The 16,136-nt window shown below is 66.0% G+C and carries 15 protein-coding genes and 1 tRNA gene; 5 read left to right on the forward strand and 11 right to left on the reverse strand.

Annotation, left to right across the window (positions count from 1 at the left end):
* Window positions 1-290, reverse strand: a 290-nt coding sequence (locus tag ACPEH1_RS11825) for an ATP-grasp domain-containing protein (RefSeq protein ID WP_423715826.1), incomplete at its 3' end; no start/stop codon positions are given.
* A 317-nt stretch (window positions 291-607) separates the two neighbouring features.
* Between ACPEH1_RS11825 and ACPEH1_RS11830 the strand changes: the two genes are divergently transcribed.
* A complete protein-coding gene (locus ACPEH1_RS11830) occupies window positions 608-2,221 on the forward strand; it encodes a sensor histidine kinase (RefSeq protein ID WP_017356171.1) in 1,614 nt (537 codons plus the stop codon).
* A gap of 78 nt (window positions 2,222-2,299) precedes the next feature.
* On the forward strand, window positions 2,300-3,688 hold the full coding sequence (locus ACPEH1_RS11835) for a sigma-54-dependent transcriptional regulator (protein ID WP_017356172.1): 1,389 nt from the start codon (window positions 2,300-2,302) through the stop codon (window positions 3,686-3,688).
* A 24-nt stretch (window positions 3,689-3,712) separates the two neighbouring features.
* Here ACPEH1_RS11835 and pilB read toward each other — a convergent pair whose 3' ends face one another.
* The 3 genes from pilB to ACPEH1_RS11850 all read right to left on the reverse strand — a co-directional run bounded on the left by pilB (window position 3,713) and on the right by ACPEH1_RS11850 (window position 6,549).
* Window positions 3,713-5,446 (reverse strand): type IV-A pilus assembly ATPase PilB, encoded by a 1,734-nt coding sequence (pilB, locus tag ACPEH1_RS11840; protein WP_312707866.1) that lies wholly within the window; start codon window positions 5,444-5,446, stop codon window positions 3,713-3,715.
* A gap of 130 nt (window positions 5,447-5,576) precedes the next feature.
* Window positions 5,577-5,990, reverse strand: coding sequence for a pilin (locus tag ACPEH1_RS11845; RefSeq protein ID WP_312707864.1), 414 nt, complete (start codon window positions 5,988-5,990; stop codon window positions 5,577-5,579).
* A gap of 130 nt (window positions 5,991-6,120) precedes the next feature.
* Window positions 6,121-6,549, reverse strand: a complete 429-nt coding sequence (locus tag ACPEH1_RS11850; protein ID WP_312707862.1) for a pilin — start codon at window positions 6,547-6,549, stop codon at window positions 6,121-6,123.
* Window positions 6,550-6,910: 361 nt separating this feature from the next.
* Here ACPEH1_RS11850 and ACPEH1_RS11855 point away from each other — a divergent pair, with 361 nt between their 5' ends.
* From ACPEH1_RS11855 to coaE, 3 genes are read left to right on the forward strand one after another with little or no spacing between them, the layout of a single operon-like run.
* Window positions 6,911-8,170, forward strand: a complete 1,260-nt coding sequence (locus ACPEH1_RS11855) for a type II secretion system F family protein (RefSeq protein ID WP_312707860.1) — start codon at window positions 6,911-6,913, stop codon at window positions 8,168-8,170.
* Between the two features lie 7 nt (window positions 8,171-8,177).
* Window positions 8,178-9,041: a prepilin peptidase gene (locus tag ACPEH1_RS11860; protein WP_017356176.1), complete on the forward strand. Its 864-nt coding sequence runs from the start codon at window positions 8,178-8,180 to the stop codon at window positions 9,039-9,041.
* 10 nt (window positions 9,042-9,051) lie between these two features.
* On the forward strand, window positions 9,052-9,669 hold the full coding sequence (gene coaE / locus ACPEH1_RS11865; protein ID WP_017356177.1) for a dephospho-CoA kinase: 618 nt from the start codon (window positions 9,052-9,054) through the stop codon (window positions 9,667-9,669).
* A gap of 27 nt (window positions 9,670-9,696) precedes the next feature.
* Here coaE and ACPEH1_RS11870 read toward each other — a convergent pair whose 3' ends face one another.
* The 7 genes from ACPEH1_RS11870 to ACPEH1_RS11900 form a co-directional block, all read right to left on the reverse strand.
* Window positions 9,697-11,028, reverse strand: coding sequence for a sensor histidine kinase (locus ACPEH1_RS11870; RefSeq protein WP_017356178.1), 1,332 nt, complete (start codon window positions 11,026-11,028; stop codon window positions 9,697-9,699).
* Between the two features lie 4 nt (window positions 11,029-11,032).
* Window positions 11,033-11,710: a response regulator transcription factor gene (locus ACPEH1_RS11875; RefSeq protein WP_017356179.1), complete on the reverse strand. Its 678-nt coding sequence runs from the start codon at window positions 11,708-11,710 to the stop codon at window positions 11,033-11,035.
* Window positions 11,711-11,718: 8 nt separating this feature from the next.
* On the reverse strand, window positions 11,719-12,183 hold the full coding sequence (locus ACPEH1_RS11880; protein ID WP_423715841.1) for a hypothetical protein: 465 nt from the start codon (window positions 12,181-12,183) through the stop codon (window positions 11,719-11,721).
* A 238-nt stretch (window positions 12,184-12,421) separates the two neighbouring features.
* The gene (rimK, locus tag ACPEH1_RS11885; RefSeq protein ID WP_423715827.1) at window positions 12,422-13,315 is read right to left on the reverse strand and encodes a 30S ribosomal protein S6--L-glutamate ligase; all 894 of its coding nucleotides are present in this window, start codon (window positions 13,313-13,315) and stop codon (window positions 12,422-12,424) included.
* A 69-nt stretch (window positions 13,316-13,384) separates the two neighbouring features.
* Complete coding sequence (locus ACPEH1_RS11890; protein WP_136003008.1) at window positions 13,385-13,837, reverse strand: hypothetical protein; 453 nt, start codon at window positions 13,835-13,837, stop codon at window positions 13,385-13,387.
* 207 nt (window positions 13,838-14,044) lie between these two features.
* Window positions 14,045-14,118 (reverse strand) — tRNA-Gly (locus tag ACPEH1_RS11895).
* Window positions 14,119-14,234: 116 nt separating this feature from the next.
* Window positions 14,235-16,064 (reverse strand): autotransporter domain-containing esterase, encoded by a 1,830-nt coding sequence (locus tag ACPEH1_RS11900; protein ID WP_017356183.1) that lies wholly within the window; start codon window positions 16,062-16,064, stop codon window positions 14,235-14,237.
* Window positions 16,065-16,136 lie beyond the last annotated feature (72 nt).

Raw genomic sequence — 16,136 nt, forward strand, 5'->3', positions numbered from 1 at the left:
AGCACCAGGTTGACCGGCAGCTCGACGCCGGCGGTCTGGTAGGTGGCCATCTTGGTGCCGAGCATCTTGGCCGCAGCGGCCTTCACATCGTCGGTGGTCTTGCAGAACTTGACGCCGCCAGCCTTGCCGCGACCGCCCGCATGGATCTGCGCCTTGACCATCCAGGGGCCCTGGCCCAGGGAATTGGCAGCGTCAACGGCTTCGTCCGGGGTCGCCGCGACCTTGCCGGCCGGAACGGGGATGCCGTACTCGGCAAGCAGTTGTTTTGACTGGTATTCGTGGAAATTCATGCGTCACCGTGGGAATAGGAACGACCGCACGCATCTCCAAGGCCCCCTCACAGGGCGCCGGTCCGGACCGCGGCGGGCCCTCTATTGTGGACGAGCCGGCGCGCAGGCGCAAAGACAGCGCCCTCCGCTCGCTGGCCCGACGGGTTTTTCGACCGATTTTCAGGCAGTTGCGCCACTCCCCAGGCGCCCGGCCGCCGGAACGGGCCGGTGCGGCGCGCAAACCGGGGAGCGCCCTGTCCCGGCGCCGTCCCGGGACACGCCCCCATGCGCGGCCACACCCTCTACACTCCCCGCAATGCCTGAAGGGGAGTTCCGGCGTGTCACCCAGCGCTTCACTGATCGACCGCATCGAATCCATTCCGAGGCGGGAACTGTATTTTTTCGCGTTGTACCGGCTGCTGATCGCCTCGGTGATCATCGCCCTGCTGTTCAGCCCGCTCAGCTCGATGGTGGGCGAAGCCGACCACCCGTACCTGGCGCGGATCGTCGGCACCGCCTATCTGCTGCTGTCCGCCCTGCTGCTGTTCATCGGCCGCAACGAGCGCTGGCTGCGCCCGATCGTGGTCGGCGGCGTGGCGGTGGACATCATCGCCGCGGTCCTGCTCGCGCACGCCCTGCCCGGCGCCAGCGCCGGCATCTCGATGTCGCTGCTGTTCAACATCGCCGCCGCGGCGACCCTGCTGCCGCTGTCGTGGGGGCTGGGCATCGCCGTCACCGCCAGTGCCGCCACCGCCGGGGAATACGTGTGGAAGCTGCTGGAAGGCGGCGATCCGACCCGTACCCTGGCCGAGCTGGCGATGTTCATCACCAGCTATCTCGCCCTGGCCTTCGTCAGCTACCAGGTGGGCAACCGCGCGCGCCGCAACCAGCAGCTGGCCAACCAGCGTGGCGCCGAAGTGGCCAACCTGTTCGAGATCAACGAACTGATCATCCGCCGCATGCGTACCGGCGTGCTGGTGGTGGACGGCGCCAACCGCATCACCCTCGCCAACGAAGCGGCCTCTACGCTGATCGGCGACGCCGACGGCAACAGCGGCAGTGGACGCCTGGAGCTGGCCAGCGCCGCGCCGGAACTGGCGCGGCGCCTGCAGCGCTGGCGCAACGGCTGGACCAACGATGAGCTGCCCATCCAGCTCTCGCCCGACCAGCCGGAAGTGCAGCCCCGCTTCGCCCGGCTGCTCGCGGGCAGCGACCTGACCCTGGTGTTCCTGGACGACTCCAGCGTGGTCTCGCGCCGTGCCGAATCGCTCACCCTCTCGGCGATGGGCCGCTTCTCGGCCAGCCTGGCCCATGAAATCCGCAATCCGCTGGCGGCCATCAACTACGCCGCCCAACTGCTGGAGGAATCCACCGCGATCGGCGAGACCGACCGCCGCCTGCTGCAGATCATCCACCAGCAGTGCCAGCGCACCAACGGCATCGTCGAAAGCGTGCTCGGCCTGGCCCGCCGCGAACGCGCCAATCCGGAGAACCTGGATCTGGCTGCGTTCGTGCGGCGCTTCGTGATCGAGTACAAACAGGGCATCACCCTGGAGACGGACAGCGTCGAGCCGATCATCAGCGAGACCTCCGTGCACGCGCTGATGGACCCGCGCCACCTGCACCAGATCCTCACCGTACTGGTGCACAACGCGCTCAAGTACGGTCGCATCGGCCAGGACCCGGCGCGCGTGCGGCTGCGCGTGGCGCGCCAGGAGCGCGCCGCGGTGATCGATGTGATGGACCGCGGCCCGGGCATTCCCGAGAGCGTGGCCAGCCAGCTGTTCCGCCCGTTCTATACGACCTCCGAGCACGGCACCGGCCTGGGCCTGTACATTGCCCGGGAGCTCTGCCGCGCCAACCAGGCCCGGCTCGAGTACGTGTCCGTCCCGGCGGGCGGCGCCTGTTTCCGGTTGATCCTGCCCGGCCCGCACACGATGCTGCACGAATGACCGCGGACCGCCGCACATCCGCCCACCCCGCGTCAAACATTTGTCGCCAATGACCCCCCTCGGCTATCTTCCCTCCTCATGAACGACAACCGCAGCGCCCTCGTCGTCGACGACGAGCGCGACATCCGCGAACTGCTGGTACTGACGCTGGGCCGCATGGGCCTGCGCATCAGCACGGCGGCCAATCTCGCCGAGGCACGGGAGCTGCTGGCCAGCAATCCCTACGATCTGTGCATCACCGATATGCGCCTGCCCGACGGCAACGGCATCGAGCTGGTCACCGAAATCGCCCAGCACTACCCACGCACGCCGGTGGCGATGATCACCGCCTTCGGCAGCATGGACCTGGCCGTGGAGGCGCTCAAGGCCGGCGCCTTCGACTTCGTCAGCAAGCCGGTGGACATCGCCGTGCTGCGCGGGCTGGTCAAGCATGCGCTGGAACTCAACAACAGCGAGCGCGCCGCGCCCGCCACGCTGGCCCCGGAACAGGCTGCGCGCCTGCTCGGCGAGTCGCCTGCGATGGACGGCCTGCGTGCCACCATCGCCAAGGTCGCGCGCAGCCAGGCGCCGGTCTACATCCTCGGCGAATCCGGCGTGGGCAAGGAACTGGTCGCGCGCACCATCCATGACCAGAGCGCGCGCGCGGCCGGCCCGTTCGTGCCGGTCAACTGCGGCGCGATTCCCTCCGAGCTGATGGAGAGCGAGTTCTTCGGCCACAAGAAGGGCAGCTTCAGCGGCGCCCATGCCGACAAGCCCGGCCTGTTCCAGGCCGCACACGGCGGCACCCTGTTCCTGGACGAAGTGGCCGAGCTGCCGCTGCAGATGCAGGTCAAGCTGCTGCGCGCCATCCAGGAAAAGTCGATCCGCCCGGTCGGTGCGGCCACCGAGGTCGCCGTCGACGTGCGCATCCTCTCGGCCACCCACAAGGACCTCGGCGAGCTGGTCGAGGACGGCCGCTTCCGCCACGACCTGTACTACCGCATCAACGTGATCGAACTGCGCGTGCCGCCGCTGCGCGAACGCCGCAGCGACCTGCCGCAGCTGGCTGCCTCGATTCTGGCGCGGCTGGCGCGCACCCATGAACGCCCCACCCCGCTGCTGGCGCCGTCGGCGCTGGACGCGCTGGCGCAGTACCACTTCCCCGGCAACGTGCGCGAACTGGAGAACATCCTCGAGCGTGCCCTGGCGCTGGCCGAAGGTGACAGCATCGGGGCCAGCGACCTGCGCCTGCCCGCCCCGGGCGGCCACCGCGTGGCCGGGGGGTCCGCCGCGACGCACCAGGAAGAAGCGGTGGTTGATCTGCCGGCCGGCAATGGCGCCCTGCCCTCGTACATCGAGCAGATGGAGCGCACCGCGATCCAGCGCGCGCTGGAAGAGAACCGCTGGAACAAGACCCGCACTGCCGCGCAACTGGGCATCACCTTCCGTGCGCTGCGCTACAAGCTCAAGAAGCTGGGCATGGATTGAGGGCCGGGCGCCGCCCGGCGCCCGTCAGTCCTTGGTGACGCGGTTGATCTCGGCCAGGCTGGTCACGCCGGCCGCAGCCTTGACCAGCGCCGACTGGCGCAGGTCGTTGACCCCGGCGCGCTGCGCCGCTTCGGCAATCTGGATGGCGTTGCCACCGGCCAGCACGATCACCGAAATTTCCTCGCTCATCGGCATCACCTGGTAGATGCCGGTACGCCCCTTGTAGCCTTCGGTGCATTCCTCGCAGCCGACCGGCTCGTACAGCCGGATTCCGGCATCGATCTGCTCCTGGGTGAAGCCTTCGGCCAGCAGCGCGTGCGCGGGCAGCTCGATCGGCCGCTTGCAGTTGCCGCACAACCGCCGCGCCAGGCGCTGGGCGATCACCAGGGTCACCGAACTGGTGATGTTGAACGGGGCGATGCCCATGTTCATCAGGCGCGCGATGGTCTGCGGCGCATCGTTGGTATGCAGGGTGGACAGCACCATGTGGCCGGTCTGCGCCGCCTTGATCGCGATCTCGGCCGTTTCCAGGTCGCGGATTTCGCCGACCATGATGATGTCCGGGTCCTGGCGCAGGAACGAGCGCAGCGCGGCAGCAAAGGTCATGCCGCGCTTGTTGTTCTGCTGCACCTGGTTCACGCCCGGCAGGCGGATTTCCACCGGATCTTCAGCGGTGGAGATATTGCGCGTCTCGTCGTTGAGAATGCCCAGCGCCGTGTACAGCGACACCGTCTTGCCCGAGCCGGTCGGACCGGTCACCAGCACCATGCCGTAGGGCTTGTGGATGGCTTCCAGGAACAGCTTCTGCTGGTTCGGCTCGTAGCCGAGCTTGTCGATGCCCAGCTTGGCGGCACTGCCGTCCAGGATACGCAGCACGATCTTCTCGCCGAACAGCGTCGGCAGCGTGCTGACGCGGAAGTCGATCTGCTTGGTCTTGGACAGGTTGAGCTTGATGCGCCCATCCTGCGGCACGCGCTTCTCGGCGATGTCCAGCTGCGACATCACCTTCAGGCGTGCGGCGATGCGCTGGTTGAGTTTGACCGGTGCCTTGGCCACATTCTTGAGCAGGCCGTCGATACGGAACCGCACCCGGTAATCGTCTTCATACGGCTCGAAGTGAATGTCCGACGCCCCCTTGCGGATCGCGTCGACCAGCACCTTGTTGACGAACTTCACCACCGGCGTGTCATCGCCCTTGGCGTCCACGCCGGCGTCCGAGCTGACGCCGTCCTCATCGGCGCTGGAAACATCCAGATCGCCCATGCCCTCGTCGTCGCCACCCAGCGCCGCCCCCAGTGCATCATGCTTGGACTGCCACTGTTCCAGGGTGCGCTTGATCTGCTCCTCGTCGACCAGGATCGGCTCCACCACCAAGTTGGTGTGGAACTTGATCTCGTCCAGCGAATGGGTCGGGTCGCTGGTGCCCACGAACAGCTTGCCGCCGCGCTTGAACAGCGGCAGCACGCGGTGCTTGCGCAGCAGCTCCTCGCTGACCAGGCTGATCGCATTCTGCGCGCCGTCGAAGACCGAGACGTCAAGGAGCGGCATCCCGAACTCAAGCGCATTGGCCGCCGCAAGCTGCGCGGCGGTTACCATCTTTTGCTCTGCAAACCACTGCGGCAGCGGCTGCTTGGCCGCAGCGGCCCTAACCATAGCGTCGCGCGCGGCGGCTTCTTCGAGCGCTCCATCCTGGACCAGACGGCGGGCGATGCCAGTGATCCCAACCAGGTTGGCCGTGATAGCAACAGTCGCATTCATTTTGATGCTCCTTACCTACGATCCCTGCGATGACCGACGCCCGCAGTGCAGGCACAGCAATTGGTGATCACCCCGCGCGCGAGACTCCGAAGAGAGCTTCTGACTCGTACCAGAAGGACAAGACGAAACATCAATGACGGCACTCGGCCGGCACATGCTGCTCTAGACCCGCCACACGTTCACATCGCCATGCAACCAAATCCCCGCCGATTATGACAGGGTTGAATGCCAAGATGACCGATCCCGCAGCCCGGCTGGTTCGGACAGAGACAACACCATCTCCGCTGCAGGTCAACGCAACGACATTGCGCGTTGCAGCACTCAGATTCGTCACGCCAGTGCAAGCCCGAGCATCAAGCGCGTTGGAACTGTTGACGTTCTCCGTCACAACCAATTTGGCATGACCCGCCATGCTCATCGCCTCGACAACCCGGGCACGAATCGCATAGTCCCAATAGGCTGGGAGAGCAATTGCGGCCAAGATCGCGACGATGGCGACAGCAATCATAAGTTCTATCAGGGTGAATCCCCTGACACGGTTCATTCCCCATCCCCTTTTCATTCCCCCATCCCCCATAGATGAGACCCTGCCGAAGCGGCAGGAATCAAACACAAACCGTGCCAACAAAAAGCCCCGCCGAGGCGGGGCTTTCTGCCGGATCCGTCGAAACTGATCAGTTGCGGCATTCAGCCGGATAGTACTTCGCGTCGCTGCCGCTACCCACACATTCCCAAGTGGTGCCGACAGCAGAGTTGTCGCCACCGGCGGTCGGGGTGTAGGTCAGGGTGGTGCCCTTGGTCTTGGTCGCGTCGCCGACAACCTCGATCACGCCCAGACCGCTGCAGCCGATGCTGGCCATGTTGACAGTGGCGGCAGTTGCACCGGTGCCATCGCAAGCGCCGGTTGCCGGGATCGTGCCGCCGTTGTTGGCGATATTTTCTGCAACAGTCGCCTTGAAGGAGCTAGCCATGACTGCCAGTTCCGACACACGTGAACGAATGGTGTAGTCCTGATAGGCCGGCAGCGCGATGGCAGCCAGGATGGCAATGATCGCGACGACGATCATCAGTTCGATCAGCGTGAAGCCCTTCTGATTCTTCATGTGTACATCCCCAAGAGGTAGATAGATGGTAGGGCACTGGGCCGTCGCCGGGCCGGCAAGCCGGTTGAGCGGGGCGGGCGCCCTGTGCGGGTGGATCGAAGCAGGTTGCGTGCCAACAGTGCCAGCAATGCTCCCCAGCATTCCCCGGCGCAATGATGGCAGCAATCCTCAGGATTGGAACCCCCCTCACAGAATTCTGCGACGGACCCGGCAATGTGACGCTCCACGTCACCTTTTGACGGAACCCGCCCAGCCAGTCGGCCCGCCAGCGCCCGCTGTCAAGGGATGCCAACCGGTTTCGGAAACCGCTACCATGCGGTCAGATAGCCCACCTGGGGATGGTGTGGCTGGGGAGCCCAAAATGTCTGTCAGCCGTAGCGCGATCAAGAAGGAGCCCGTGGCGCGAAACACCACGGAACTACTGCCGTTTGTCTGGGAAGGGACGGACAAGCGCGGCATCAAGATGAAGGGCGAACAGTCCGCAAAGAACGCCAACCTGCTGCGCGCGGAACTGCGTCGCCAGGGCATTATGCCCTCGGTAGTGAAGCCAAAGCCCAAACCGCTGTTCGGCGCTGCGGGCAAAGCCGTAGGACCGAAGGACATTGCCTTCTTCAGCCGCCAGATGGCGACCATGATGAAGTCCGGCGTTCCCATTGTCAGCGCACTGGAAATCATCGGCAGCGGTCACAAGAACCCGCGCATGAAGAAGCTGGTGGATACGATCCGTACGGATATCGAAGGCGGGTCTTCGCTCTACGAGGCCATCAGCAGGCATCCTGTCCAGTTTGATGAGCTGTACCGCAATCTCGTCCGTGCAGGCGAAGGCGCCGGTGTTCTTGAGACCGTGTTGGATACGGTAGCGACCTACAAAGAGAACATCGAAGGACTGAAGGGCAAAATCAGAAAGGCACTGTTCTATCCAGCGATGGTGGTGGCGGTTGCCATTATCGTCAGTGCGATTCTGCTGATCTTCGTCGTCCCCCAGTTTGAGGAAGTATTCAGGGGCTTTGGCGCCGAACTTCCTGCGTTCACGCAGTTGATTGTTGGATTGTCGAGATTCATGGTCTCCTACTGGTGGGCGATGCTCTTTGTTGCACTGGGAGCGATCTTTGGCTTTCTATACGCCTACAAGCGATCCCCCTCCATGCAGCACACGATGGATCGCCTGATCCTGAAAGTGCCGGTGATCGGCGAGATCATGAACAACAGTTCGATCGCCCGCTTCTCGCGGACCACGGCGGTGACCTTCAAGGCGGGCGTGCCGCTGGTCGAGGCGCTGGGCATCGTGGCCGGCGCCACCGGCAACAAGGTCTACGAGGAGGCCGTGCTGCGCATGCGCGACGACGTCTCGGTGGGCTACCCGGTCAACATGGCGATGAAGCAGGTCAACCTGTTCCCGCACATGGTGGTCCAGATGACCGCCATCGGCGAGGAGGCCGGCGCGCTGGATACCATGCTGTTCAAGGTCGCCGAGTACTATGAGCAGGAGGTCAACAACGCCGTGGATGCCCTGAGCAGCCTGCTGGAGCCGATGATCATGGTATTCATTGGTACCATCGTCGGTGGCATGGTGATCGGTATGTACCTGCCCATCTTCAAACTCGGCGCGGTTGTCGGATAAGTGATACATGGCATTTCTTGACCAGCATCCCGGTCTCGGCTTTCCCGCCGCGGCCGGTCTGGGGCTGCTTCTGGGCAGCTTCCTCAATGTAGTGATCCTGCGCCTGCCCAAGCGGCTGGACTGGCAGTGGAAGCGCGACGCCCGCGAAGTGCTGGAAGAGCCGGACATCTACGAACCGCCACCGCCAGGAATCGTGGTGGAGCCGTCGCACTGCCCGCACTGCAAGCACAAGCTGGCCTGGTACGAAAACATTCCGCTGTTCAGCTGGCTGGTCCAGCGCGGCAAGTGCCGCCATTGCCACGCGCCGATCTCGATCCAGTACCCGCTGGTGGAGGCGCTGACCGCGCTGCTGGTGGTTGCCAGCGTCTGGCAGTTCGGCTTCGGCTGGCAGGGCTTCGGCGCGATCGTGCTGACCTGCTTCCTGATCACGCTGTCGGGCATCGATCTGCGCACCCAGCTGCTGCCGGACCAGTTGACCCTGCCGCTGATGTGGCTGGGCCTGATCGCGGCCAGCGACAACCTGTACATGCCGGCCAAGCCGGCCCTGCTCGGCGCGCTGGCCGGCTATCTGTCGCTGTGGTCGGTGTGGTGGCTGTTCAAACAGCTCACCGGCAAGGAAGGCATGGGACACGGCGATTTCAAGCTGCTGGCTGCGCTGGGCGCGTGGTGCGGGCTCAAGGGCATCCTGCCGATCATCCTGCTGTCGTCGGTGGTCGGAGCGATCATCGGGTCGATCTGGCTGTATTCGCGTGGCCGCGACCGCGCCAGCCCGATTCCGTTCGGGCCGTACCTGGCCATCGCCGGCTGGATCGTGTTCTTCTGGGGCGAGCCGTTGATCAACGGCTACCTGAGCTACGCCGGCCTGCGTTGAGGGCCGGCCGATGAGTCGCTTCGTGGTGGGCCTGACCGGCGGCATTGCCGCCGGCAAGAGCGAGGTCAGCCGCCGCTTCGAGGCGCTGGGTGTGACCGTGGCCGATGCCGACCTGGCCGCCCGCGAGGTGGTCGCCCCCGGCAGCGAAGGCCTGGCCCGCATTGCGGCTCATTTCGGTGCGGACATCCTGTTGGCGGACGGTCAGCTCGACCGCGCCGCCCTGCGCGAGCGCATCTTCGCCTCTCCCCCGGCGCGCCAGGCGCTGGAGGCGATCACCCACCCGGCCATCCGCCAGCGGCTGCGCGACATCTGCGCACAGGCGCCCGGTCCCTACGCGATCGCGGCCATCCCGCTGCTGGCCGAAGCCGGCGGCCGCCAGCACTATCCGTGGCTGGACCGCATCCTGGTCGTGGATGTGCCGGCGGCGGTGCAGCACGCGCGACTGGTGCAGCGCGACGGCATCACCGCCGACCTGGCCGACCGCATGATCGCCGCCCAGGCCAGCCGTGACGCGCGCCTGGCGCTGGCCGACGACGTGGTGACCAATGATGGCCATCCGGACCACCTGCAGTCGCATGTGGAACGGCTGGACCGCCAGTACCGGACATTGGCCGAACGCCACGACTGATGCGGCCGCCCGGCAGCCGCGGTCCCCTCAGGCGTGGGTGGCCGGCGAGAAGGTCAGGGTCGCGATCACGCCACGCTCTTCGCCCGGGCGCACGCTGACCTGCCACCCGTAGAGGTCGCACAGGCGGCTGACGATCGACAGGCCGATGCCCCCGCCCTGCGAATGCCCCGCATGGGTGCCCCGGTAGCCTCGCTGGAACAGGCGCTCGGCATCTTCCCGGCTCAGCCCCGGGCCACTGTCGATGACCTCCACGCTGTTGGCCAGGATGCGCACGCGCACGGCCCCTTCCTGCGAGTACTTCACCGCGTTCCCGATCAGGTTGCCCAGCGCAACCGACAGGGCCGCTTCAGGCGCGTCCACCACCAGCTCGTGGCCGCCTTCGAGGATCAGCTCCAGCGGCTTGCCGCCGAGCTGGGCACGGTGCGCGTCGAGCAGCTGCTCGGCGACACGCGCCACATTGCTGGTGCCCTGCCCGCGCTCGTTGCGCGACAGCAGCAGCAGCGAGCCGATCAGGTCGGTGCACTGCTGTTCGGCACGCTGGATGCGCTGCAGGCGCTGCAGCACCTTGTCGTCCAGCCCGGGACGGGCCAGCAGCAGCTCGGTGGCGCCACGGATCACCGCCAGCGGCGTACGCAGCTCGTGGCTGACGTCGGCGTTGAACTCCCGGTCGCGCTGCACCACTTCGGTCAGACGCGAGGAATAGTCATCCAGGGCCTGCGCCAACTGGCCCACCTCGTCGTCGGGGAAGCGCGGTGCCAATGGCTCCGGCTCGATCGTGCCGCCACGGTAGGACCGCAGCCGGGCGGCCAGGTCCGACACGGGCTTCATGACCTTCGACGCCGACCACCAGCCCAGCACCACCGACAACAGGCTGAACACCAGCACGGAAATCAGCAGCGCCCGTTTGAGCTGCATCTCGCCGCGCTGGGCCTGGGTCATGTCGTAGAGCAGGAAGAACCACTCGCTGTCGGTCTTGCGCACGGCCAGTTTGTAGGCAAACGGCTTGCCCTGGTCGTCGATGCCGGTGATGTTGTGGTTGCCATTGGGCAGCCGCGTCCACTCCGGGCGCTCCTGGCGGACACGGTCGAACTTGTCCTTGGGAAACACGTACGCCAGCATCTGTTCGACCGGCAGGTCCGGGCTGCGGCTGGGATCGGAATAGAACCGTCGTGCGTACTCGTCGACGTTGCGGTTCATCACGTCCTCGACCAGCTGGTTTTCCACGCGGCTGCGGGCCCAGTTGGTGGCGAACGCGAACAGCGTCGTCAGGCAGAAGCCCAACAACGCGAACGAAACGATGATGCGACTGCGCAGCCGCCGCCGGTACGGTGCGCGGCGGCGGCCCCCCTTGGCGCTCACCCGATCAGGCTTCCGGGGCGGCGATGCGGTACCCGATGCCGTGGCGGGTCTGGATCAGCGGCACCTCGAACGGCTTGTCCACCACGGCACGCAGGCCGTGGATGTGCACGCGCAGCGAGTCCGAATCCGGCAGCTCCTCGCCCCACACGCGGGTTTCCAGTTCCTGGCGGGTGACCACGGCCGGCGCCGCTTCCATCAGCGCCTGCAGGATCTTCAGCGCCGTCGGGTTGAGCTGCAGCAGCTTGCCCTGTCGGCGGACTTCCAGCGTATCCAGGTTGTATTCCAGATCGCCGGTTTCCAGCACGCGGGTCTGCACGCCCTTGCCGCGACGCGACAGAGCGTTCAGACGGACCTCGACTTCCTGCAGCGCAAACGGCTTGATCAGGTAGTCGTCCGCACCGGAATCGAACCCGGCCAGCTTGTTGTCCAGCGAATCCCGTGCGGTGAGCATCAGTACCGGGGTCTGCTTGCGCGCTTCATTGCGCAGCTTGCGGCAGACCTCGATGCCGTCCATCCCCGGCAGATTGAGATCCAGCACGATCGCGTCGAACTCATGGACCACCGCCAGGTGCAGGCCGGTCACGCCATCGGCGGCGAAGTCCACGGTATGCCCGCGGTCTTCGAGGTAGTCGCCCAGGTTGGCGGCGATGTCGCTGTTGTCTTCAATTACAAGAATTCGCACTGTGACCTCTAATAAGAATAGTTGCCGACCCGTTGCGTCTTATCCATGCGACCTTGGGCCTGGGCCTTGATGCGCTCGCGCTGGGCAACGGTCATGCATTGGGTGACCGGGAAATTGGACCCGATCGCCTTTTCACGTTTACATATTAGACGGCTATCTTCGCGCGCTTGTGTCAAAACGGTGTTTACTACCTGCTGATCGTTGAACAGCGCCATCCTCGCACTCTCCGGCAACGCCTTCTGCTCGGGGTACTGGTCGACCACGCCGCGCATACGCGTCAAGGCTTCCCGGACCCGGCCACGCTCGGCCACGCCCAGTTCGGAGTAGGTCTCGCCATCGTTCAGCTCGATCTCGATCCTGGTGATCTGTTCAGCCAGCGGCTTGCCCGACTCGAACACCTCCTTCTTCGGCGCCGCGTGTGCGGCCGTCGCCACGCACATCAGCAGCGCCGCTGTCGCCAACACCTTCGTCATGCCTTTCATGCCCAGCCATTCCTTGCTTGGAGTGAACGCCGACTGTATCCCCGTCACCTTCACGCCAGCAAGTGCGCAACGACAGGGCATAAAAAGGCCCAGGCGGAAGCCGCCTGGGCCTGAAGGTGTTTCCCGATTACCGAATCCTGCTGAGGAGGGCAGAGCTGCGGTTCGACAGAGCCTACGCCGGGGTCGATTAAACCCGTGTTAAAAGCGTCGCCGAGGCCCGCATTAATGTTCAAACCTTTGAAGCGGAAGGCTTTTTCATCGACGCAACGTGGTCGATGATGCGTCCGGCCAGGTCGGTCTGGCAGATGGCTTCGATCCCTTCCAGCCCCGGGGTGGAGTTGACCTCCAGCACCAGCGGGCCGCGGCTGGAGCGGATCAGATCCACGCCGGCCACGCTCAGGCCGAGCGCCTTGGCCGAGCGTACGGCCACCTGCTGTTCGGCTCGTGTCGCCTTGGCCGCACGGGCACTGCCGCCCGCATGCAGGTTGGAGCGGAAGTCACCGTCCGGCGCCTGGCGCTGCATCGCGCCCACCACCTGGTCGCCTACCACCAGGCAGCGCAGGTCGGCGCCCTGGGCCTCGCCGATGAACTCCTGCATCAGGAAGTTGGCATACAAGCCGCGCAGCGCCTCGACGATGCCGCGCGACGCGCTGGCCTTCTCGGTCAGGATCACGCCTCGCCCCTGGGTGCCCTCGTTGAGCTTCACCACGTGCGGCGGCGGGCCGAGCATGGACAGCAGGTCCACGGTGTCGTCGGGGTTGTCGCCGAACACCGTCACTGGCATGTCGATGCCCTTGGACGCCAGTATCTGGTGCGCACGCAGTTTGTCACGCGCGCGCAGGATGGCATCTGACGGGTTGGGCGTACGCGCGCCCATCATCTCGAACTGGCGCAGCACGGCGGTGCCATAGCGGGTTACCGACGCACCGATGCGCGGAATCACCGCATCCACGCCGGTGATCGCCCGCCCCTTGTAATGCATGCTGAAACCGTCCGCCGCGATGCGCATGTAGCAGCGCAGCGGATCGAGCACCCGCACGGTATGACCACGGGCACGCGCCGCTTCGACCAGACGGCGAGTCGAGTACAGCTTGCTGTTGCGGGAAAGGATGGCCAGCTTCATGGTGGTGCGCAGGGAGGAAAGCGCGAAGCATAGCGCGCAGGCGATACGGCGCGATGACGGCGGCCGGCGTCAGCCCTGTACGTCACGCGGCGCGGCCAGACCGGTGTTCGGCCTGCAGACTGCGTCATGCTGCGCGCTGGCCAGCCAGTCGAGGTTGGACCCTGCGGGAATGCGCGCCGCCGGTCCCTCGATCGTGGTGCGCTCCCAGCCGTCCGCACGTCGCCGTGCGGCATAACGCTGGTCCCACTGTCCGTTTTCCTCCCTCCGGTACATCGCGACGGTACCGCGCCCGCAATCGGCCTCGACGCGGTAGGTGTTGTACCGCGGCACGCTTCCTTCCACGCGTCGCGTGCCATCGGGCAACGTGGTCCGCACCGTCACCGTCGCGAGCATGCCGGGTTCGGCCGGGAACTGATCCGCCGCCGGCAGTACCGCCCATGCCGGTGCAAGCATGACGGTGAACAACAGTGCCGGCAGATACACCAGGCGGGACGAGACGCGGACGACGCTCCGACGGATCATGAACAGTCCTTTTCAGATCGGGCAGACAGTATGACGGCGGCGGTCGGGGCGACCAACCGCAATGGCCGGCATCGACGCATGTATCGCTGCGCTGCAGTGACGCCTGGACGGGCTGGACGGACAGGACAGAGCAGCTTGGCGGCACGGCGCACGTTCAACGCCGCTGCGGCCTGCACCGTCGGCCCATTGCGGGCCGAGGCGGACATCTGGAGCGGGTGAAGGGAATCGAACCCTCGTCAGTAGCTTGGGAAGCTACAGCTCTACCATTGAGCTACACCCGCAGGATGTCCGGCAAGTTTATGCGCCGGACCGGTAAAAAGGCAACGGGCGGCACTGGGCCGCCCGTTGCGCTGCCGTTGTCCACGCGACTCGGCGGCGCGTGGACAACGGAGGTGGATCAGAAGCTGCCGCTGAAGCTGGCGAACACGGTCGCGTCGCGGGCGCGCTTCTGCAGCGTGGTGGTGCTGATGCCGACATTGCTGTTCAGGCCGAACAGGGTCATGCGGGCGCCCATCACTGCGGTGGCGTAGTCCTTGTCGAACTCCAGACCCGGCACCTTGTACATGCCCACGTCCGGCATCGTCTGCAGCCAGGCGCTGGCCTGCTTGCCGTCCTCGAACTCGTGGTCGTAGGTGACCTGCAGGTACGGCTTGACGTTGCCGCCGTCGAAGCGTGCCTGCCAGCCAACGCGGCCGACGGTGGAATCCAGGTCCTGGTCGCCGTAGCCCAGCGCCGAGGCGCTGACGTTGCTTTCGGTGTAGCCGTCCAGCTTGACCTTCTGCCAGATCACCGCGGCCACCGGGCCGTGGCGGAAGCCACCTTCGTTGCCGAACTCGTAACCGGCATTCAGCGCGGCGGTCAGGTTGCTGCCTTCCGGCGACCCCTTGTGCTCGCGGGTGGCCGGGCCGAGGTGCAGCTTGCGGGTGACGTCGTAGTCCAGCCAGCTGTAGCTGACCTGGCCGTTGACCCAGGCGCGCTCGCCGTACCAGCCGGCGAACAGACCCACGGTGGTGTCGGACTGGGTGAAGTCGCCCTGGCTGTTGCCGAAGTCGGCATCCATGCGGCCGTAACCGGCGAAGCCGCCGGCAACCATGCCATCACGCGCCCAATCCACACCGAACAGGCCGGCCGGGGCCATGCCGTCGTACAGGTCGGCATGGGCGTAGCGCTGCATGTCACCGCGCAGGTTGCCCCACCAGCTCAGGCCGTCGGCCGGGCGGCCGCCGAGGTGCATGCTGACCTGGTCGGCGCGCGAACGGCCCACGGTCTGTGCCGAGTGGGTCAGGATCTGCTGCAGGCGCGGCGCTTCCAGGATGGACAGCGTGTAGGCGCCCAGCATGGCGTGGGTGGCCGAGGTCGGATGCACGCCGTCGGCGAACACGTAGTTGTTGGCTGCGTCCGGGTTGGCGTACGAGGTCGGGTTGCAGGTCAGCGACGAGGCCGTGGTGCACGCCGGGCTGGTCACGTTGATGAAACCGTAGGCGGCCGGGCTGGCGACGATTTCCTGCAGGATGTGGAAGGTGTCGACCGGGATCACCTGCAGGCCGGCGGCCTTCAGGCCACCGAACAGCGCATCGTTGTAGGCCTTGGCCAGAGCGGTGCCCTGCGCCATGCCGACGGCGCCGCCGGCACGGGCGGCCGGGGTCAGGCCGATGTCCGGCAGGGTCGGGACCACAATGTACTGCGCGCCGGCGCCCTTCAGGGTGGCGACGATGCCGACCTGGTCGGTGACTGCCGCACCCAGGGTGGCCTGCAGCGGTGCACCGCCCTGGATCGCGAAGATGTCGTTGGCGCCGCCCCACACGGTGTACAGGGCATTGGCGTCGGCCTTGCCGCCGTTGGCGGCCAGGTACTGCGCGGTCTGGGTCTTCAGCGAGTAGACCGGAATGGCCGGGGTCCCCGGTGCCAGGCTCTGGCTGACATCCACACCGACGCGCGCGCCGCCGATGGCGTAGTTGTCGCCGCCCTGGCCGTTGCCGTGTGCCGCGCCATTGGTGCCGTAGTAGTTGGACACGTACTGGGCGTAGGTCCAGCCCGGGTTGGTGGTGAACTGGCCGGTGACCGGCTGCACGCTGGCGGGCAGCAGCGGACGGAAGTAGCCGGCATCGGTCAGGCTGTCGCCGATGAACACGGTGCGGGAGTACGGGGACTGCGCCATTGCAGGCACGGCGGCCAGCGCGATGGCGACTGCCATCAGGGAACGCAGGGGGCGCTTGCTGATCAGCATGTGAAGCTCCTTGAGAGGTGGGAGGCCGGCGGCATACGCCAGCGCACGGTGACAATGGTTTCACTGCGCTTC

The organism is Stenotrophomonas sp. NPDC077421 (assembly GCF_049545505.1).
GTDB lineage: Bacteria > Pseudomonadota > Gammaproteobacteria > Xanthomonadales > Xanthomonadaceae > Stenotrophomonas > Stenotrophomonas nematodicola.